Raw genomic sequence first — 19,145 nt, 5'->3', positions numbered from 1 at the left:
CGGAGGGCCGGGCTCAGGAGTCGAGTCCGAGCTCGGCCATCCGCGCCGCGTGGTTCTCGGTCATCCGCGCGAACATCCGCCCGATGGCGGCAAGGTCCATCCCGGTCCCCCGGTCGACACCCCCGACCAGCACCGCGGTGAGACCGTCATGCTCGGCCGCCACCAGCTGCGCCTGGCTGAGCGCCTCCCCCATCAGCCGCCGCCCCCACAGGGCGAGCCGGCCCCCGACCCTCGGATCGGCGGCGATCGCTTCGCGCACGCGCGTCACGACGAACGCCGAGTCGCCGGTGCCCGCCAGGCTCTCGAGCACCAGCGCACGCGTGTCGACGTCGAGGTACGCGGCGATCTCGCGGTAGAAGTCGGCGGCCAGCCCGTCCCCGACGTACGCCTTCACGAGGCCCTCCAGCCAGTCCGACGGCGCGGTCTGGGCGTGGAAGCGCGAGAACGACTCCTCGAACGGCGCCATCGCCTCGTACGGGTCGATCCCGAGGGCCGCGAGACGGTCGCGCAGACCGAGGAAGTGCGACAGCTCGACGTTCGCCATCTGCGCCAGCTCGGCCTTGTCCCGCAGCGTCGGTGCGAGCGAGGCGTCCTCCGCGAGCCGCTCGAACGCCGACAGCTCGCCGTACGCGATGACGCCGAGCAGCTCCGTGACGCCCTCGCGGTAGAGCGGGTCGCCGTCCAGGAGCGGCGTCTCGGCAGCGGGAACGTCAGGGTCGGGAGAACTCGTCGAATCGGCCATACGCGAAGCGTAGCCACCCCCGTCCGGGGCGAGCCTGCCCGTCTGCTCAGGGCCGAGGGGATAGAGTGGTAGTGCCCAGGCGTGGACCACGCACCACCCGTGCGTGACCCACGAGCAGTCGCCGGGCCGCGCGGCCGTGCGCAGGTGTCGTCCCCCCGGGTCGTGCACCGCGGTCGGCCACAGGAGACCAAGCCGCCAAAGATGCGCGGCACGAACGACAAAGAAAACGAGTAGACCCCTGACCACGTTCAAAGACCTGGGCGTTCTCCCCGAGATCGCCGAAGCCCTGGAGGACCAGGGCATCACCGACGCTTTCCCGATCCAGGAGATGACTCTCCCCATCGCGTTGCTCGGCAACGACCTGATCGGACAGGCCCGTACCGGTACGGGCAAGACGCTGGCCTTCGCCATCCCCGTCGTGCAGCGCACCGTCGCCCCGCACGACCCCGAGTTCGAGATGCTCTCCGCGCCCGGCAAGCCGCAGGCGCTGCTCGTCGCCCCGACCCGTGAGCTCGCGCTCCAGGTCTCGGCCGACGTCTCCGCCGCCTCCGCCAAGCGGGGCACGCGGGTGCTGACCGTCTACGGCGGTGTCCCGTACGAGCCGCAGCTCGACGCGCTCGAGACCGGCGTCGAGATCGTCATCGGCACGCCGGGCCGCCTGCTGGACCTGGCCAAGCGCAAGGCGCTCGACCTCTCGCACGTCAAGGCGCTCGTGCTCGACGAGGCCGACGAGATGCTCGACCTCGGGTTCCTCCCCGACGTCGAGGCGCTCATCGCCCGTACGCCGGAGCTGCGCCAGACGATGCTCTTCTCGGCCACGATGCCTGGCGCGATCGTCGCCCTGGCCCGGACGCACATGCGTCACCCGGTCAACATCCGGGCGGAGTCCAGCACGGACTCGGCGATGGTGCCGGCGACCGCCCAGTTCGTCTACCAGGCCCACGACCTCGACAAGCCGGAGATCGTCGCGCGCATCATGCAGTCCGACGACTTCGGCCGCGCGGTCGTGTTCACGCGGACCAAGCGTGCCGCCCAGCGACTGGCCGACGATCTCGCCGAGCGCGGCTTCAACGCCGCGCCGCTGCACGGCGACATGGCACAGATCGCGCGCGAGAAGGCGATGGCGAAGTTCCGCGAGGGCAAGGTCGACGCCCTCGTGGCGACCGACGTCGCCGCCCGCGGCATCGACGTCGCGGACGTCACGCACGTCATCAACTACAGCTGCCCCGAGGACTCCAGCACGTACGTGCACCGCATCGGTCGTACCGGCCGCGCGGGCAAGAGCGGCAACGCGATCACGCTGGTCGACTGGGCCGACGTGGCGCGCTGGAAGACGATCAACCGGGACCTCGGCCTGCCGTTCGACGAGCCGGTCGAGACCTACTCGACGTCGGAGCACTTCTTCCACGACCTCGGCATCTCGGCCGACGTGACCGGCCGCCTCAAGCCGCCGGCACCGCCGGCGCCGAAGGCCGACCGCCCGGCCCGCGGCGAGCGTACGGAGCGCGACGGCGAGCGTCCCGCGCGTACGCGTCGCAACCGCACCCGCACGCGCGGCGGCAAGCCGGTCGGTGACGCCCCGGCCCAGGCCGACGCCGGTGCCGACGCCGGTGCCGAGTCGACGAACGCCCCCACCGCCGAGGGCGCGGCAGAGGGCGGCGCCCCACGTCGGCGTCGCCGCCGCCGTCGCCCGTCAGGCGACAACGCGTAAGCCTCGTCGCGTCGGTCGTTCAGTGGTCACCGGTCTCGCGCCGGTGACCACTGGCGTACCAACGGTGCGCGTCAGGCGACGACGACCACCGTCGTGCCGATCGGCGCGAACTCCCACAGCGCGATCGCGTCCTTGCGCCACTGGCGTACGCACCCCGACGACAGCGCGGTGCCGAGCTCCGCGCGCGTCTGGAGCGGCTTGCCGTCGTCGTCGACGGGGATCGTGTGGAAGCCGATCGGGGCGTTCTCGCCACGGGTGAACCGCACGAAGTACTCCATGGTGCTGCCGAAGTCGTACGACGTCGCGTGCCGGGAGCGTGAGAACACCTCGTACGTGCCGGGGTCGAGGTTGTCGTGCTTGCTGCCGGAGACGGCGTACGTCCGCGCGACGCGCTCGCTCCCCCGGACCAGCCAGACGCGCTGCTCGCTCATCGAGAAGACGACGCGGCGTCCCTTGCCGGACCGGGCCGGCACCGGCGGGGCAGTCGTACGCGCGCCGGCCGACGCGACGGTGCCGGCAGGTGCCGCCGTGCCGGCGGACGGAGTCGCGGGGCGCACCGCGCTGCGCGACGGGTCCGGAGCGACCTGCGCCGCAGCGACCGGAGGAGCCTCGGGCGGGTACGCCGACACCCCTGCGGCGTACGGCACGTCGCCCGCGAGCGGGGTCGCGTCGGCGGAGCGGGCGGGCGCGCCGATCGGCAGCAGCGGCAGCGCCTCGTCGGAGTAGGCGACCGCGCTCGCTCCGAGCCCGGCGACCACGAGAGCGGCACCCCACCGACGCCAGCGAGGGCGTCGGGAGCGCGTTGCGCTGTGTCGTCCCCCAGAGATCACAGGACGGTCACGGCGCGCGGTCACGCCGCCAGCGTACGTGGTCGCAGGGTCGCGCAGATAGAGGGGGACGACGACTTCTCGCGACCGGTTGCGCTCACGTCGCGAGGAGCGCGTCGGCGACCTCGCGGTACGCCTGCGCACCGCGGTGCTTCGCCGCCGTCCGCAGGATCGACTGCCCGTACGCGGGCGCCTCCGCGAAGCGCACCGTCCTCGGGATCGGCGGCTCGACGACAGCCAGCTCGTACGACGTGGTGATCGCGTCGAGCACGGCGCGCGCGTGCTTCGTACGACCGTCGTACGCCGTCGGGAGGACGCCGAGGATGCGCAGGTCCGGGTTGGTGAAGGTGCGTACGTCGTGGACGGTGTCGAGGAGCTGACCGACCCCGCGGTGAGCGAGCGTCTCGCACTGCAGGGGGATCAGCAGGTCCGTCGCCGCGGTGAGTGCAGCGGCGGTGAGGACACCGAGGGACGGCGGGCAGTCGAGGATGATCCAGTCGTAGTCGCCGGCGACCGTCTCCAGCGCGACGCGCAGCCGCTGCTCCCTGCCGGTGCGGGTCGCGAGCGTCTCCTCCGCCTGCGCGAGCTCGATGGTCGACGGCAGGAGGTGGACGGCCTCGTCGGTCACCACGATGACGTCGCTCGGATCCTTCTCGCCGAGCAGCACCCCGCGGACGGAGAGGTCGAGCTCCTCGGGGTCCACGCCGAGCGAGAACGTGAGGCTCGCCTGCGGGTCGAGGTCGACCAGGAGCACCTGCTTGCCGCGCTGGGCGAGCGCCGCACCGAGGGACGCGACCGTCGTGGTCTTGGCGACGCCTCCCTTCTGGTTGGCGACGGCCAGGACACGCGTGCCGCCCGGCGCGTCCGAGGTGTGAGGTGTCACGCCGGCCATTCTTCATGATCTGCGAGGATCTGCCCATGTCTCTCGCTCTCGTGACCGGCGCCACATCCGGCCTCGGCCTGACGTTCGCCCGTACGTTGGCCGCGCGGGGTGACGACCTCGTGCTCGTGGCGCGTGACGAGGCGCGGCTGGACGCCCTCGCCACCGAGCTGCGCGCACGCGGCCGTACGGTCCACGTCGTGCCCGCCGACCTGTCGACGCGCGACGGTGTGGCGCGTGTCGTCGACGCCGTGCACGAGCACCGCATCGACCTGCTCGTCAACAACGCCGGCTCGTCGATCGGGAAGTTCTTCGGCGACACCGACATCGCCGACGAGGACTCCCAGCTCGACCTGATGGTCAAGGCGCCGATGGACCTCATGGCGGCGGCGCTCGACGTCATGCGGCCGCGTCGGTCCGGGCGGATCCTGAACGTCGCGAGCGTGGCGGCGTTCACCCCGCGCGGCACGTACTCGGCCCACAAGGCGTGGATCGTCAACCTGAGCCGCTGGATGAACATCCAGTTCGCGCCGGAGGGCATCGTGACGACCGTGCTGTGCCCCGGCTTCGTCCGTACGGAGTTCCACCAGCGGATGGGGGTCGACCCGAGCGACGTGCCGGGGTGGATGTGGACGACCACCGACCAGCAGGTCCGCGGGGCGCTGCGCGACCTCGAGAAGGGCAAGGCAGTCTCGGTTCCGACCGTCCGCTACAAGGTGCTGACGACGGTCGCCCAGTACGCGCCGGCGGGGATCGTCGCCGCGGTCGCGAAGCGCGGTCGAAAGGTCGCCGAGTGACTCCGCGGATGCTGGCGACCGCCCGCGGGACGTTCGCGGTCCTCGACGCCCCGGTCCCCAGCGGCACCCCTCGACGCGGACACGTCCTGCTCGTCCCGGGGTTCACCGGCAGCAAGGAGGACTTCGCGCTGGTGCTCCCGCTGCTCGCACGGGCCGGCTGGCACGCCACCTCGTACGACCAGCGCGGCCAGTTCGAGACGGCCGGCAAGCCCGACGACGACTACTCGCTGCGGGGCCTGGCGGCCGACGCGCTCGCGGTCCAGGAGGCGCTCGCCCCGTACGCGGGCTCGCACCTGGTCGGTCACTCCTTCGGCGGCCTGGTCGCTCAGCACGCGGTGCTCGACGACGCCTCGGCCTGGCGGAGCCTCGCGCTGCTCTGCTCCGGCCCGGCTGGCTTCGACGATCCTGGTGTGCAGGCGCTGGCGGGCGAGCCGGCCCAGGTGCGCATGCTGCGGGCGTTCCTCACCGCGGTCCCGACGGTGGGGCTCGAGGTGGTCTTCGAGCAGCAGCACACCGCCTTCGACGTGCCCGACGAGATCCGCGGCTTCCTCCGGCGCCGGTTCCTCGCGAGCGCGCCCGAGTCGTTGACGGCGATCGCCGCCCACCTGCTCGAGGCTCCCGACCAGGTCGACGCGTTGGCGGCCACCGACGTGCCGGTGGCGGTCGGGCGCGGGAGCGACGACGACGCGTGGCCGTTCGTGGTGCAGGACCGGATGGCCGAGCGGCTCGGCACCGAGGTCGTGGTCATCGAGGCCGCGGGCCACTCCGTCGCGGTGGACCAGCCTGCCGCCACGGTCGACTTCCTGGTGCGGGCGTGGGCCCGCGCCGAGCGCTGAGGACGGGCGTCCGGATGGCGTGACCCACCCCCGCGGTCACGCCACCCGTACGGAGGGGTCAGGCCTCGACGATCGCGGCCACCGGGCCGCCGCCGTCCGGGCCTTGGTGAGCAGCCGAGACCGACACGAAGACCGCCGGGTCTCCGGTGACGGCTGCCGTCACGCCACCGACGGCCGCCTTGATCTGGCGGTGCCAGTGGACGTCGGAGTCGTCGAGCATCGCGTTGCGCCGCCCGCGGACCATGCCGTCCTGGCTCGCCTCGCACTTGAGGAACACGTTGACCAGACGGTCCGCGAGGTCGCTCGTGCGCGGGCGCTCCGGCAGCTCGAGCCCGGCGGAGCGGATCGCGTCCCAGATCCCGTCCGCGTCGAGCGCGTCCTCCATCACGGCGTGGCCGATGCGGTAGCGCCCGCCGATGCCCCGGACGTTGCCGACCACGACGACCTGCGCCCGGTCGAGCTCGACACCGGACGAGCAGGACGCGACCGAGGAGTAGAGCGAGCGGTCGTGCAGGACGTCGTCGTCCGTCGGCATCTCGATCTCGCCGAGGGCGACGGCGATGCCGAGCGCCGTGGTGCCGTTGGAGAGGTCCATCGAGGCGAGGGTGTCCTCGGTCCAGACGGTCTTGCCGCGCGACTTGGCGTCACGGATGGTGTCGATCGTGAGCAGCGGCGTCTTGGTCTGGACGTAGTGGACGTCCGCCGGGTCGGTGATGCCGGCGCGCTCCATCGCGACCTTGACGGCGTCGGCGACCTTCTCGATCATCGCCGTGCGCCCGATGTCCTCGGGCAGCAGCACGTCGCTCATCGCGAACCCGACGCTGAGGCGGGGCTCGTCGGTCACCTCGACGGCGTCGTCGGGCAGCGTCGCGAAGATCGTGGCGTGCGGGCTGATCACTCCGTCGGTGCCGCCGGACCACACGATCGGGACCTGCTTGACGTCCTCGGCCGACCGCGTCCCCTGCGCGACGAGGACCTCGCGGAACGCTCGGTCGGCGATGATCCTGGTGTAGTCGTTGACCCCGCCGTTGCCCTCGGTCTTGCCGATGATCGCGATGACGCGGTCGGCCTCCAGCACGCCGTCGGCGATGAGCTTCTCGAGCTCGCTGGCGTCGGCGACGGAGTGGATCGGGACCTTGCGTACTTCGATCGCTGCTGGCATGGGCATCCTCTCGGGTGGGGTGGACGTGGGCTGTCAGGCGGGGAGACGGTCGGTGGGTGCGGTGTCGGACGTCGCAGGGTCGGGCCCGACCCGGGTGCCCGTACGCCCGGCGACGGCAGCGCCGATGTGGGGCAGGGACGTGATGACGCCCGTACGCCCGGTGTGGGCGGCGAACCGGGCGACGGCTTCGACCTTCGGTCCCATCGAGCCGGCGCCGAAGGCTCCGGTCGACGCGAGCCTGCGGATCTCGGAGACCCCCACGGCGCCGACCGGCTCGGCCTGAGGCGTCCCGAACCCGACGACCGCCGCGTCCACGTCGGTCGCGATGACGAGGAGGTCGGCGCCGACCTGGGCCGCCAGCAGGGCTGCGGTGAGGTCCTTGTCGATGACGGCCTCCACCCCGACGTACGAGGTGCCGTCGCGTACGGTCGGGATGCCGCCGCCACCGGCGCACACCACGACGAGGCCTTCGTCGACGAGTGCGCGGACGGTGGCGACCTCAGGGATCTCGCGAGGCTCCGGGGAGGCGACGACCCGGCGCCAGCCGCGCCCGGGCACCTCGACCCAGTGCTGCCCGTGGGCGCGCATCGCTGCCGCCTCCTCGCCGGTGGCGTACCGGCCGATCGGCTTGGTGGGGACGAGGAATCCGGGGTCGTCGCGATCGACGACCGTCCGCGTGACGAGGACGGCCGTACGTGAGGCGTGGCCGCGCTGCGCGAGCTGGTCGTCGAGGGCGTCGAGGATCAGGCGGCCGATCGTCGCCTGCGTCTGGGCCACGCACCAGTCGAGCGGGACCGGCGGAACCACGTCCGCGGCGATCTCGTTCTTGAGCAGGAGGTTGCCGACCTGGGGCCCGTTGCCATGGGTGAGCACGACCTGGTGCCCGGCCTCGACGAGGTCGGCGACGCTGCGCATCGCGGACTGGATCGCCTCGCGCTGGTCCTCCGGACGGGCCGACCCGTCGGCGGAGGTCATGGCGTTGCCGCCGAGGGCGATGACGAGGCGCATGCGTCGAATCTAGGTGGCGGCCCATTCGCTCGGCATTGGCGAAGTTCGCCAAGGAACCGCGTCCTGCTCGTGAGGTGTTGCCGACCCACCCTCCGCCCAAGCGGTGAGCAGGGTCCCACCGCGACGACGCCGGTGGGACCGTGCTCACCGCCGCGTGCGTCGGCCCTCTACCCTGTCCGCATGCGTCTCCGTCCTGCCGCCGCGCTCGCGCCCGTCGCGCTCGTGATCCTTACCGCGTGCGGGCATGCTCCGATGCCCCAGAAGGCGGTCGAGGCGAAGGCGTCCGAGGCGATGGGCAAGCAGATCGGCCTCGCACCGATCGTGGACTGCCCAGGGGATCTCGAGTCCCGCGAGGGCGCCTCGATGAGCTGCCAGCTGTCCGACCCGAACGGCAGCGACAAGAAGTTCAGCATGACCGTCCGCGTGGTCAGCCTCAAGAACGGCGTCGCGAAGCTGGACTTCGCCCTCGACGAGGGCTGATCGACGCGTCAGTCGGGACGGCCACCGGCCGCCAGGCTGACGCCCAGGCCGACCATGATGCTCCCGCCGGCACCGCGCAGGCGCTGCATCCGCTGCGGGGACCGCGCGAACCAGTCGCGAGCGGCGCCCGCGCCCAGCGCCCACAGGCTGTCCATCACCAGGGCGAGCGCCACGAAAACGGCGCCGAGGACCAGCATCTGCAGCGGCACGGCACCGAGCTCGCGCGCCACGAACTGCGGGAGCATCGCCACGAGGAACACGATCGTCTTCGGGTTGGTGAGCCCGACGACGAACCCCTCCCGCAGGACGCGGGACGCCCGTGCGACCTGAGGCGTCGCCGCGTCGATCTCGTCGCCCGCACGGCGGTGCCGGATTGCCTGGACGCCCAGGTAGACGATGTACGCGGCGCCGACCCACTTGACCACGGTGTACGCGGCGACCGACTGGGCGACCAGGGCACCGAGACCGGCCGCGACCGCGATGATCTGGACGGCGGCGCCACCGGCGTTGCCCACGACGTTGAGCAGCGCGGCCTTACGGCCCAGCACCATGGCGCGGCTGATCGTGAAGAGTACGCTCGGCCCCGGGATCATGATGAGCAGGGCCGCCGCGACCGCGAAGGCGACGACGTCGTGCGCGTGGATCATGAGGGGATGGTACGCCCAGCGCCGAGCTCGCGGACCAGCGTCGTCCGCAGCTCGTACGGGGCCCGGCCGAGCAGGGCGCCCAGCGCGGCGCCGCCGGCCGGCAACCCGTACGCGTCGTAGGAAGCGAACATCGCCCGCAGCCAGTCACGCTCGCGCGGATCGTGCGGTGCTCCCGGCCCCGCGGCCCACTCCTCGGGATCGACACGCTCGGCAGCGACGGGCACACCGAGGACGTCTGACGCGACGCCTGCGACGTCGTGGAGGGAGACGAGCGCGGGTCCGCCGAGCTCGTACGTCGCGCCGACGTGGCCGTCCTCGGTGAGGGCGACAGCGGCGGCCTCCCCGACGTCGACGAGGTCGACGAGCCCGAAGGGCCGCTCCACCGCGTACGGGACGCGGATGGCCGGGTCGTCGCCGCGGAGCCCGGGGAGCAGGTTCTGGACGTACGCGCACGGCTGGAGGACGGTCCACGCGAGCCCGCTACGGCGTACGAGGTCCTCTGTCACGGCCTTCGCCAGGTGGTGCGGCATCGCCGGGGCGTAAGGCCACGCGACCGAGTGGTACGCGACGCGCGCGACTCCGGCCGCCCGCAGCGCCTCGATCCATCCCCCGACGAGGGCGGGCTCGTCGGGATGGAGGTTCGGGGCGATGAGGTAGGCGGCAGCGCAGCCGTCGAACGCGGCGACCGGATCGGCGAGGTCATGGCGCCCCAGCGGGCGGACCGGCACGCCGCGCGTCCTCAGGGACGAGACAACGTGCGTGCCGGTCTTGCCCGAGGCTCCGAGGACGGCGACGGGGCGGGTCTCGATGCGCCCTCGCCCAGGGGCTCGGGCTCCTCGACCAGCCACCTCACGTCACCGGACGTCGACGGCGGCGTGCGCGGCGCCGCCGGCCAGCCGGGCGTATCCCGGCCCGCGGTCGAAGAACACTTCGCCCTCGCCGCGTGCCGCGACCCGCTCGGCCCGCAGCGCCGTCGTGGCGTCCGCGTCGTACCCGAGGTCGTCGCCGCTGCCGGTCAAGACGACCGCGTAGTCGTCGCGCGCGCCCTGCGGAGAGACCTTCGCCCAGCGGACGTCGCGCACGACGCTCTCGGGATCGCGCTCGAGCGGATCCCCCCATCCACCGCCGCCGGTGGTCCGGATGCGGATCGTCTCTCCCGCGCGGACGGGCTCCGCGTCGGCGAGCGCGTCCACCACTCGCTCGTGGGGGCCGCCGGCGTCGATGACGACCTCGAACGGCCGACCGGCGAGTCCGCCGTTGACCCCCCAGCACGCGAGGATCGACCGGTCGGCGATCGACATGAAGTGCGCGTCGGCGAGCATCCGGAGCCGCTTCTCGTAGCCAAGCCCGCCACGGAACTTGCCCGGACCGCCCGAGTCCGTCGCCAGCGACAGCGACTCGACCACGAACGGGAAGCGTGACTCGGTGAACTCGGTCGGCAGGTTGCGCGAGTCCGGGACGACGTGGATCGTGTCCTCGCCGTCGGCGTAGTAGCGGCCGCCGGACCCGCCGCCGAGCACCTCTCGCATGAGGTACGGGCGCCCGGCGAGGTCCGTGCCGTACACGCCGGTGTAACGGATCGTCTCCTGGTCGGCCGGCATCTTGCCGTCGACCGCCTTGGCCAGGACGCCGGCGAGGACGCCGAGCAGCCTCAGGATCACGAACGTACGGGCGTTGGTCGGCGCCGGGAACTCCGGCGTGAGCAGCGTGCCCTTCGGCGGGAAGCGCATCTCGATCAGCGGCACCACCCCTTCGTTGACGTCCAGCTCGGCCATCCGCTCCGGGGTGTCGGCGAGGTTGCGCAGGATCGGCGCGAGCCACTTCTTGAGGAAGACGCCGTCGGAGTAGTCGCCGCAGTGGTTGATCGGCCCCTTCGCCTGCGGGGAGGTCCCGGCGAAGTCGAGGATCACGCGCTCGCCCTCCGGGTCGTCCGCGGGGGTACGGGTCAGGGTGATGCGCTGCGTGTGCAGCCGCGGCTCGTCGACGCCGTCGTGCTCGGCGTAGTCCTCCCAGACCCACGTGCCCACCGGGATCTTGGCGAGGATCTCGCGCTTGTACGTCTGCGTGGTGCGGTCGATGATCGCGTCGAAGCAGGCCTCGACGACGTCCACGCCGTACCGGTCGAAGAGCTCGCCGAGCCGGCGCGCTCCCATCAGGCAGGCGGAGCACTCGGCGTCGAGGTCGGCGGCGAGCGACTCCGGCATGCGCGAGTTGCGGGTCATGATCGTGAGCGCCGCACGGTTGGGGACGCCGGCGTCCCACAGCTTGATCGGCGGGACGGCCAACCCTTCCTCGTACACGCTCGTCGCGTGGCTCGGCATCGACCCCGGAACCGCGCCGCCGATGTCGTCGTGGTGACCGAAGGCCTGGATGAACGCGACCACGCGCGGCTCGCCGTCGCCGTCGGGGCCAGCCCCGGCGAACACGGGGACGGTGACGCAGAGGTCGGGAAGGTGGCCGATCCCGCCCTCCGACTCGTAGACGTCGTTGTGGAAGAAGACGTCGCCGGGCCTCATCTCGTCGAGCGGGAAGTCCCGCGCCACGGGATGAACGAGCGCGGAGTACGAGCGGCCGGTCAGCTTGCGCAGCAGGCGGTCGTGGATGCCCGCGCGGAAGTCGTGCGCGTCGCGGATCATGGGCGAGCGCGAGGTCCGGGCGATCGCGGTCTCGACCTCGTGCTCGATCGAGGCCAGGCTGCCCTGGACGATCTCGACGACGACGGGGTCGGCGCTCGCTCCCGCGTCGTCGGTGAGCGTGCCGAACGGGAACTGGGTCGGCGCCTTGCGGGACTCGGTCACTGCGGGTTCCCCTTCGTGGAGGCGTCGTGCGCGGGGGCGTGGCCCTCGCGGGTGACGACGACGTTGTCGTAGGCGTCGATGCGGGCGACGAACCCGGGGTGGATCGGGATGGTCGAGCCGAACTCCTCGACGATGGCGGGGCCGGCGATCTCCTGCCCCGGCGCCAGGTCGGGCCGGTCGAAGACGGCCGTCTCCACGAAGCCCTCGCGCGGCGCGAAGCACACGGGCCGTGTCGTACGGGGCCGCGGCGGCGCGCCTGTCGGCTCCAGCGCGCGCTCGCGGATCATCGGCCGCTGGATCGGACCGATGCCGGACACCCGCAGGTTCACCCACTCGACCTGCTGGCTCGTGTCGCCGGCGAAGTCGTAGCCGTAGAGCGCACGGTGCTCGGCGTGGAACGTGTCGGCGACCCCCGCGAGGACGGCGTCGTCGAGCGGGCCGTCGGGCACCGGCACCCGTACCTCGAAGGCCTGGCCGAAGTAGCGCAGGTCGGCGGTACGGACGAAGCGCTGCTCGTCGGGTCCGAAGCCCTCGGCGTCGAGGGCCGAGGCGGCCTGCGCGGCGAGGCCGTTGTACAGGCCCTCGACCTCGGCTGCCTCGAGCTCGCTCGCCAGCCGGACGGCGGTCTGCACGTAGTCGTTCTTGACGTCGACCGTCAGCAGTCCGAACGCCGAGACGTTGCCGGGGTTCGGGGGGACCAGGACGGTCGGGATCGACAAGATGTCCATCAGGCGGCACAGCAGCAGCGAGCCCGACCCGCCGAACGTCGTCAGGGTGAAGTCGCGGACGTCGAGCCCGCGCTTGACGGTGATCTGGCGCAGCGCGTTGGCCTGGTTCCAGGCGGAGATCTCGAGGACGCCGTCGGCAGCCTCCTCGATGCTCAGGCCTAGCTTGCCGGCGAGGTCCTCCAAGCCCCTGCGGGAGGCGTCGACGTCGAGCGGGATCTCGCCGCCGAGCAGGTGCGGAGGGATCCGGCCGAGCACGACGTGGGCGTCGGTGATCGTCACCTCGGTGCCGCCCTTGGCGTAGCAGAGCGGCCCCGGGTCGGCTCCGGCGGACTGCGGGCCCACCTTGAGCGTGCCCTCGGGCGACAGCCAGGCGATCGAGCCGCCCCCGGCGCCGACGGTGACGACGTCGATCATCGGGATCTTGCTCGGGTAGACGCCGACGGTCCCCTCCGTCGTGAGCGTCGGCTCGCCGTCGACGACCACCGAGACGTCGGTCGAGGTGCCGCCACCGTCACACGTAAGGACCCGGTCGAACCCGGCCACGGACGCGACCAGCGCCGCGCCGAGTGCGCCCGCCGCGGGACCGGACAGCACCGTCGTGATCGGCTGGTGCACCACCTCGGCAGCTGAGAGCACCCCGCCGTTCGACTTCATGACGTAGAACGGCACACGCGTGGTCGCCCCCTCGTCCGCCCCGGTGAACGTCGCCAGCCGCTCGGCGATGCGGCGGACGTACGCCGACACCTTCGGCTTCACGGCGGCATCGACGAGGGTGGTCATGGAGCGCTCGTACTCGCGGTACTCGCGCAGCACCTCCGACGAGATCGAGACGACCGCGTCGGGGTGCTCCTCGGAGAGGATCCGCCTCATCTCCTCCTCGTGGGCCGGGTTGGCGTAGCTGTGGAGCAGGCAGACGCCCAGTGTGTCGATCCCCTGGGCCCGGAACCACCGGGCCACCTCGCGGGCCCCCTCCACGTCGAAGGGCGCGATCTCCTCGCCAGTCCAGGTCATGCGGCCCTCGACACCCTTGACCAGGTCGCGCGCGACGATGCGGTCGGGCTTCACCCAGAAGTACGAGTTGCCGTAGCCGTCCGGGACCGACTGGCGCGCGATCTCCAGCACCGCCTCGTACCCGGCGTTGGTGATGAAACCCAGACGGTCGACCTTGCCCTCGAGGAGCTGGTTGGTCGCGACGGTCGTGCCGTGCGAAACCGCCGAGATCGCCTCGCCGCTACCTGACGGGTAGCCGGCCAGCGAGAGCACCTTGTCGATCCCCGCGAGGAAACCCTCGGCGGGGTCCGCCGGCGTGGACGGCGTCTTCGTGGTCAGCATCTCGCCGGTCGCCTCGTCGAAGGCGACGACGTCGGTGAACGTGCCTCCGGTGTCGATCCCGATGCGGAAGTGCCCTGCTCGAGTCGGGCGTGGCGTCATGGTGCTCCTCGGCGGTGTGGGGGGCTGCCTCTCGATTCCAACGCACGGCGCCGACACTCCCCACGGCGAACGTCGCCGGACCGGTTCGACGAACCTTGGCACTACCTGACAGCCACCGCGACCGGCCCGCCATCATGGTCCGGTGCTCCGTACGATCCTCCCCGCCGTCGCCGCGCTCGCGGTGCTCCTCAGCGGCTGCGGCCTCGCCCCGCAGAACGCCCTTCCCGCCGCCGGCGCCGTCGCCGCTGACGCGTCGCAGAGCGACGACGCAGAGGCCCCCGTGTCGATGCCGCCGCTGCCGCCGGTGCGGCACGAACGCACCCTCCCGATGCTCATGCGCACCCCCGACAACGGCAGCGACCTGCGACGCGAGCGGGTCGTGGAGGTCACCGACGCCTACACGACGTACCAGGTGAGCTATCGCTCCGAGGAGTTCCGTGTCTCCGGCGTGCTCCAGGTGCCGCACGGGGCACGACGCTCACCCGCCGTGGTGGTCGCCCGGGGCTACCGGCACCCGGACGCGTACCGGACCGGCGGCTCGCTGGCGAGTGCGCGCGACTACCTCGCCCGTGCGGGGTACGTGGTGCTCGCTCCGGACTACCGCGGCCACGGACGCTCCGACACCGATCCGCACAACGACGCGGAGCTGCGGCTCGGCTACACCGTCGACGTCATCAACGCCGTGGTCGCGCTGCGCCGCGCGGGCCTGCGCGCGGTGGACCGGGACCGCATCGGTCTCGTCGGGCGCTCGCTGGGTGGCGGCGTCGCGTACAACGTGCTGGCCACGCGTCCCGGCCTCGTCTCCGCTGCCGTCCTGCTCTCGCCGATGAGCGCGGACGCCGTGGACAACGTGGAGATCCTCACCCGGCCGGACGAAGGGCGCGGTCCCCGCTTGGCCGCGGTCGCCCAGACGTACGGCACGCCCGCCCCGGACGCCCCGACCTGGCAGGACCTGTCGGCCTCGTCCTTCTTCGACCGGGTGACGGAGCCGGTCCTGATCCACCACGGCACCGCTGACACCACGTGTCCGCCGGAGTGGACGCTCCGCGCCGCGGCGGGGATGCGGGAGGCCGGGGTCGACGTGACTGTGCGCTGGTACGAGGGCGCGGGTCATGGCGTGGACGGCGAGCAGGGCGACGCGATGATGCGCGAGACGGTGAGGTTCCTGGGCGCGCGGCTGTGAGCACCGACCTTGTACTTGAATCTGGATTCATGTAGCGTCGCGTGACGCCGGTCACATCCTGTGAGGAGTCACCGTGAGCAACCTCGCCGACGCCGTGTTCGCCCACGCATTCTCCGAGCCCGACCGCGTCGCCGTCCGCGCGTCCGGGTACGACCTCACGTTCGGCGCGCTGCGTGACGCCGCGGCCGCCCTCGCCGCGCGGGCGCGGCGGGCGGGCCTCGCACCGGGCGCCCGGGTCCTCCTCGTCGCTCCGAACGTCCCCGAGCTCGTCGCGGCTTCCTACGGTCTCGCCGCGGCGGGCGCCACGCTGCTCACCGTGCACCCCCGAGCGACGGCGTCCGAGACACGGCACGCCGTCGACGACGCCGACGTCCGCCTCGTCGTCGCCTGGCACGAGTGCGCCGACGTCGCCGAGAGGATCGCCCTCACCAGCGACCTGCCGTTCTGGCGCCTCGGCCCGCTCGAGACCTGGGACGTCCGGGAGCGCGTCTTCGCCCCCGTCGACCTACCTGACGAGGCGACGGCGTTGATCGTGCCACCGTCCGGCACCGACGGCCGTCCGACCTCCGCCAGGCTCTCCCTCGCCTCCGTCGCCGCGACCGCCGACGCGGCCGCACATGCTTGGGGGTTCGACGAGGACGACCGCGCGGGCACCGCGCTGCCACTGTCGGACGTGTTCGGCCAGCTGGTCATGCACGTGGCGATCTCAGCCGGCACCGCGTTCTCCCTCCTCCACCCCTTCGACCCGCAGGGACTCGTCGCGAGGGTCCGCGACGACCAGCTGAGCATCGTCTCCGCCCTCCCGAGCACGTGGTGCGCGGTGCTGCGCGGCGACACGCCTGCCACCCGGAACGACTTCGCCGACGTCCGCCTCGCCAGCACCGGAGGGGCCGCGGTCCCCGTCGAGGTGGCCTGGGCGTTCGAGAAGCGGTTCAGCGTACGCCTCCACGCGGACCACGGGTCGCCCCAGACGTTCGGCCCGGCGGCGGTCTCCGCATGACCGTGCCCACGACGGCGCGCGGCGCGCGCACCCGTACTGCCCTCGTCGCGGCTGCCCGCACGGTCTTCGAGCGCGACGGCTTCACCGACTCCCGCATCGTCGACATCACCCGAGAGGCGGGCTGCGCGACCGGCTCGTTCTACACGTGGTTCGCGAGCAAGGCCGAGATCCTGTCGGCGGTCCTGTACGAGGCTCAGCGCGAGGTGATCGTCCCGCGCCTGGACCCCGACGCCGCCGACCCGTTCAAGGAGCTGGCCGAGGGACACCGCCAGTACTTCGAAAACTACCGGCGCAACGCCTCGCTCATGCTCGTCCTCGAGGAGGTCGCTGCCGTCGACCCGGCCTTCCGCAAGGTCAGGCGACGCCGCGGCGAGGCCCTCGCGCGCAAGACGGCGGCCGTAATCGCGCAGATGCAGGCGCGGGGCCTCGCGGACCCGTCCCTCGACCCGTACCCGACCGCACGCGCGCTGGACGGGATGGTCTCGCACCTCGCCTACTACGCCTTCGTGCTCGGCGACGACCTCGACCTGGACACGCTCACCGCGACGACCGACCAGATCTGGCGCAACGCCTTGGGCAGCGGCGCGCCGGCCTCACCCTGACTGCCGTGCGGCGCGATCCCCCCGACCGCGCCGCACGGCTCTCCCCGTCCGCGCGAGGGTCGGGGACCGGCGCCGAAGGCGTCGGCGGCGAGCTGAGCGAAGTGCCGAACGCCCGGGAGCGACAGCCCCCAGCCGGTCATCGCCCAGCCAAGGTGAAGGTGCTCGAGGGCGCGGGCGAACGCGAAGACCCCTTGCGCGCGCACGCCGTCCGCCTCGTAGGTGATCCTCCAGAGCACGTCGGGATGCTCGGAGGCAGGGCGCAGGGTGAGGGCAACAGGGCTGCGCTCCCGCAGCCACCGAGCGAGCCCGGTGCACATCGCGCAGTCAGCGGCAACGTACAGCGTCGCCTCGCGGCCGGCGTACGGGCGCAAGCGGGGCACCCAGGCCGGGACACTCGCCTGGTACGCGCGCCACCGGACACCGAACGCCGCCTCCAGCTGCCTGCCCTCGTGCCAGGCAGCCAACCCGGCGGAATACGCGACCGTCGCCAGCGCGCCGACAAGCAGCACCGGCTCTGCGCACACGGCGGCGAGGACGACGAAGAGCAGGGTCATCGACACCTGCATCGGGTTGCGCACGTAGGCGTACGGCCCTGAGGTGACCAGCCGCGTCGGCGGGTCGTACGGGAGGGGCGTCCCCTTCCCGACCTGGGCGAGCTCGCGCATCGCGGCGACGGCGGGGAGCACCACAACGAGCGCCACCTGCAGCCCGGCGCCGACGACGAAGCCCGGTCCCTGAGGGCTCGCCTCCAGCACGAGCAACGGGCCCCCGACGAACACCGCCCCCGCACACCACGCCTGGGCCCAGGCCCGCGCCACGACGTGGCGTCGGCCGAGCGACCAGGACGCGAGCGCGAGTGCCGGGACGAGCGCGACGAGCACGGCGACCGCCTCCCCGACGAGCCATCCCTCACCGAGCTGCACGACAGGGCGGCCCCACGGCATGAAGGCCAGGTCGCCCCACACCAGCGTCGCGCCGACCACCCACGGCGACAGTGCGGGAACGACCAGCGCAGGCACCGCTCCCCACAGCAGCGCCCACGCCAGCCACAGATCGACCGGCATCCCGCGCCAGACGGCGCCTTCGGCGTCGAACGTCCACCAGCCGACGTCGAGGGCGAGGAGATTGACCGGGATGAGCGCGACCGCTGCCCACGCGGTGGCGACGAGAACCGCCGCGAGGCGCCGGGCGTCGGGCTGCCGCCAGACTGCGAGCGCGACCGTGGCGAGGACAGGGACGCCGAGGCCGACGGCCCGGACGACCGACGGATCACCCATCCGCCTCCGCCTCCTCCGCGGCGTCAGCGAACGTCTCAGCCAGGTAGGCGGCGGCGAGCCCGACGGCCCGGTGCTGGACCGGCCCGAAGTACCACGACGGGTCGTACGTCCGGGCGTAGTCCAGACGCCAGGTCATCTGCGTTCCGGAGGGCACCGCTGACCAGGTGACGACCGCGCGGCGCAGGTCGAGCCAACGGGCAAGCGTCGAGTCGGCGGTCACCTCGAAGACGATGCGGCCGCCCTCCGGCGAGCGCGTCGACTCCGCGACGCGCAGCTCCATCGTCCGAGGGGTCGGTCTCGCCCTGAGGCCGAGACTGCGGCGAGGGGTGAAGGTGATCAGTCGCGTGTCTCCGGCGTCCACGCCGCGCCCGCGCGCGGACACCGGCTCCGGGAACGGCAGCGCACGCAGGAAGACCGCTTCGTACGGACCGAAGCGCGGCGGCGCGGCCAGCGCGGCTTCGACGCGAGAGGGGGCCGCAGCGACCACGACGCTCGCCCCCACCACGTCGTCGCGAGGCAGCAGCGTGAGGCCGCCGATCCCTTCGAGGGCGACGAGCGCGAGCAACGGGGCGACGACCAAGGCGCGGTGTGCGCTCCCGCGGGCCGACTGGACGACGAGCCCGATGAGGGTCGCGACGCCGTAGAACAGTGGCGCGGCCACGACCAGGCAGACGACGCCTTCGTCGAGGAGAGGGCCCGCGAGCGCGAGTCCGACGGTGGTGGTCGCGAGGGCGACGCCGACGGCGCTCTTCGGCCTCGCCGTCAAGATGACGCTCAGCGCGATCACGGCGGGGATCCCCACGTAGAACAACGACGTCTGCGCAAGTCCCGCGCTGCCGAGCGCCTCGGCGAGGAGCATCGCGACGAAGAGCGCCAGGACGATGCCGGCCAGGAGGAGTCGCGCGCGACCGCCGCGCGAGGGCGGACCGTCGCCCTCGTCCGGAGGATGCGGGTCTGGGAAGGGGTCCATCGGTGACCGCCTCTCGAGGAGCTCAACTTTAATCGAGTGGTTAAAGCATATGATGAAAGCCAGCAT

At 72.5% G+C, this 19,145-nt stretch carries 18 protein-coding genes; 7 read left to right on the top strand and 11 right to left on the bottom strand.

All coding sequences use genetic code 11. The features are described 5' to 3' along the window. Positions 1-13 precede the first annotated feature (13 nt). Complete coding sequence (locus NYZ95_RS15395; RefSeq protein ID WP_262852206.1) at positions 14-742, bottom strand: ferritin-like fold-containing protein; 729 nt, start codon at positions 740-742, stop codon at positions 14-16. A gap of 328 nt (positions 743-1,070) precedes the next feature. Here NYZ95_RS15395 and NYZ95_RS15390 point away from each other — a divergent pair, with 328 nt between their 5' ends. Then, positions 1,071-2,453 (top strand): DEAD/DEAH box helicase, encoded by a 1,383-nt coding sequence (locus NYZ95_RS15390; RefSeq protein WP_372500494.1) that lies wholly within the window; start codon positions 1,071-1,073, stop codon positions 2,451-2,453. 71 nt (positions 2,454-2,524) lie between these two features. Here the strand turns inward: NYZ95_RS15390 and NYZ95_RS15385 are convergent, their stop codons facing one another. Beyond that, a complete protein-coding gene (locus NYZ95_RS15385) occupies positions 2,525-3,307 on the bottom strand; it encodes a L,D-transpeptidase (protein ID WP_262852205.1) in 783 nt (260 codons plus the stop codon). A gap of 70 nt (positions 3,308-3,377) precedes the next feature. After that, the gene (locus tag NYZ95_RS15380) at positions 3,378-4,163 is read right to left on the bottom strand and encodes a ParA family protein (protein WP_262852204.1); all 786 of its coding nucleotides are present in this window, start codon (positions 4,161-4,163) and stop codon (positions 3,378-3,380) included. 35 nt (positions 4,164-4,198) lie between these two features. Between NYZ95_RS15380 and NYZ95_RS15375 the strand changes: the two genes are divergently transcribed. Next, positions 4,199-4,957: an SDR family NAD(P)-dependent oxidoreductase gene (locus tag NYZ95_RS15375; RefSeq protein WP_262852203.1), complete on the top strand. Its 759-nt coding sequence runs from the start codon at positions 4,199-4,201 to the stop codon at positions 4,955-4,957. Then, positions 4,954-5,793 carry an alpha/beta fold hydrolase gene (locus NYZ95_RS15370; RefSeq protein ID WP_262852202.1) on the top strand — a complete coding sequence of 280 codons (840 nt, stop codon included), beginning with the start codon at positions 4,954-4,956 and terminating at the stop codon, positions 5,791-5,793. Before NYZ95_RS15375 ends, NYZ95_RS15370 begins: the two co-directional genes overlap by 4 nt. Before the next feature lie 58 nt (positions 5,794-5,851). Here NYZ95_RS15370 and bar read toward each other — a convergent pair whose 3' ends face one another. Further along, positions 5,852-6,955 (bottom strand): barbiturase, encoded by a 1,104-nt coding sequence (gene bar, locus NYZ95_RS15365; RefSeq protein WP_262852201.1) that lies wholly within the window; start codon positions 6,953-6,955, stop codon positions 5,852-5,854. Between the two features lie 33 nt (positions 6,956-6,988). Further along, entirely contained in the window at positions 6,989-7,963 is a 975-nt protein-coding gene (locus NYZ95_RS15360; RefSeq protein WP_262852200.1) for a carbamate kinase, read from the bottom strand. Positions 7,964-8,143: 180 nt separating this feature from the next. Here NYZ95_RS15360 and NYZ95_RS15355 point away from each other — a divergent pair, with 180 nt between their 5' ends. Beyond that, positions 8,144-8,443 carry a DUF4333 domain-containing protein gene (locus tag NYZ95_RS15355; RefSeq protein ID WP_262852199.1) on the top strand — a complete coding sequence of 100 codons (300 nt, stop codon included), beginning with the start codon at positions 8,144-8,146 and terminating at the stop codon, positions 8,441-8,443. An 8-nt stretch (positions 8,444-8,451) separates the two neighbouring features. On the opposite strand, the gene NYZ95_RS15350 is transcribed toward NYZ95_RS15355, so the two are convergent. The 4 genes from NYZ95_RS15350 to NYZ95_RS15335 all read right to left on the bottom strand — a co-directional run bounded on the left by NYZ95_RS15350 (position 8,452) and on the right by NYZ95_RS15335 (position 14,047). After that, the gene (locus NYZ95_RS15350; protein ID WP_262852198.1) at positions 8,452-9,090 is read right to left on the bottom strand and encodes a LysE family translocator; all 639 of its coding nucleotides are present in this window, start codon (positions 9,088-9,090) and stop codon (positions 8,452-8,454) included. Beyond that, on the bottom strand, positions 9,087-9,818 hold the full coding sequence (locus NYZ95_RS15345; protein WP_262852197.1) for a Rossmann-fold NAD(P)-binding domain-containing protein: 732 nt from the start codon (positions 9,816-9,818) through the stop codon (positions 9,087-9,089). Before NYZ95_RS15345 ends, NYZ95_RS15350 begins: the two co-directional genes overlap by 4 nt. Positions 9,819-9,944: 126 nt before the next feature. Continuing rightward, the gene (locus NYZ95_RS15340) at positions 9,945-11,888 is read right to left on the bottom strand and encodes a hydantoinase B/oxoprolinase family protein (protein ID WP_262852196.1); all 1,944 of its coding nucleotides are present in this window, start codon (positions 11,886-11,888) and stop codon (positions 9,945-9,947) included. Next, positions 11,885-14,047 (bottom strand): hydantoinase/oxoprolinase family protein, encoded by a 2,163-nt coding sequence (locus NYZ95_RS15335; protein ID WP_262852195.1) that lies wholly within the window; start codon positions 14,045-14,047, stop codon positions 11,885-11,887. The genes NYZ95_RS15340 and NYZ95_RS15335 overlap by 4 nt, the downstream gene beginning before the upstream one ends. Positions 14,048-14,189: 142 nt before the next feature. Here NYZ95_RS15335 and NYZ95_RS15330 point away from each other — a divergent pair, with 142 nt between their 5' ends. From NYZ95_RS15330 to NYZ95_RS15320, 3 genes are all read left to right on the top strand, one after another. Further along, positions 14,190-15,230 (top strand): alpha/beta hydrolase family protein, encoded by a 1,041-nt coding sequence (locus NYZ95_RS15330; RefSeq protein WP_262852194.1) that lies wholly within the window; start codon positions 14,190-14,192, stop codon positions 15,228-15,230. 73 nt (positions 15,231-15,303) lie between these two features. Then, entirely contained in the window at positions 15,304-16,230 is a 927-nt protein-coding gene (locus tag NYZ95_RS15325; RefSeq protein WP_262852193.1) for an AMP-binding protein, read from the top strand. Further along, positions 16,227-16,832 carry a TetR/AcrR family transcriptional regulator gene (locus NYZ95_RS15320; RefSeq protein WP_262852192.1) on the top strand — a complete coding sequence of 202 codons (606 nt, stop codon included), beginning with the start codon at positions 16,227-16,229 and terminating at the stop codon, positions 16,830-16,832. Before NYZ95_RS15325 ends, NYZ95_RS15320 begins: the two co-directional genes overlap by 4 nt. Here NYZ95_RS15320 and NYZ95_RS15315 read toward each other — a convergent pair. Beyond that, positions 16,727-18,109 carry a methyltransferase gene (locus NYZ95_RS15315; RefSeq protein WP_262852191.1) on the bottom strand — a complete coding sequence of 461 codons (1,383 nt, stop codon included), beginning with the start codon at positions 18,107-18,109 and terminating at the stop codon, positions 16,727-16,729. The genes NYZ95_RS15320 and NYZ95_RS15315 overlap by 106 nt on opposite strands. Then, positions 18,102-19,079: a hypothetical protein gene (locus NYZ95_RS15310; RefSeq protein ID WP_262852190.1), complete on the bottom strand. Its 978-nt coding sequence runs from the start codon at positions 19,077-19,079 to the stop codon at positions 18,102-18,104. The genes NYZ95_RS15315 and NYZ95_RS15310 overlap by 8 nt, the downstream gene beginning before the upstream one ends. Positions 19,080-19,145 lie beyond the last annotated feature (66 nt).

This window comes from Mumia quercus, from assembly GCF_025506335.1.
GTDB classification, from domain to species: domain Bacteria; phylum Actinomycetota; class Actinomycetes; order Propionibacteriales; family Nocardioidaceae; genus Mumia; species Mumia quercus.
The sequence above is the reverse complement of the archived record's forward strand: the minus strand, read 5'-3'. Positions and strand labels throughout refer to the sequence as shown.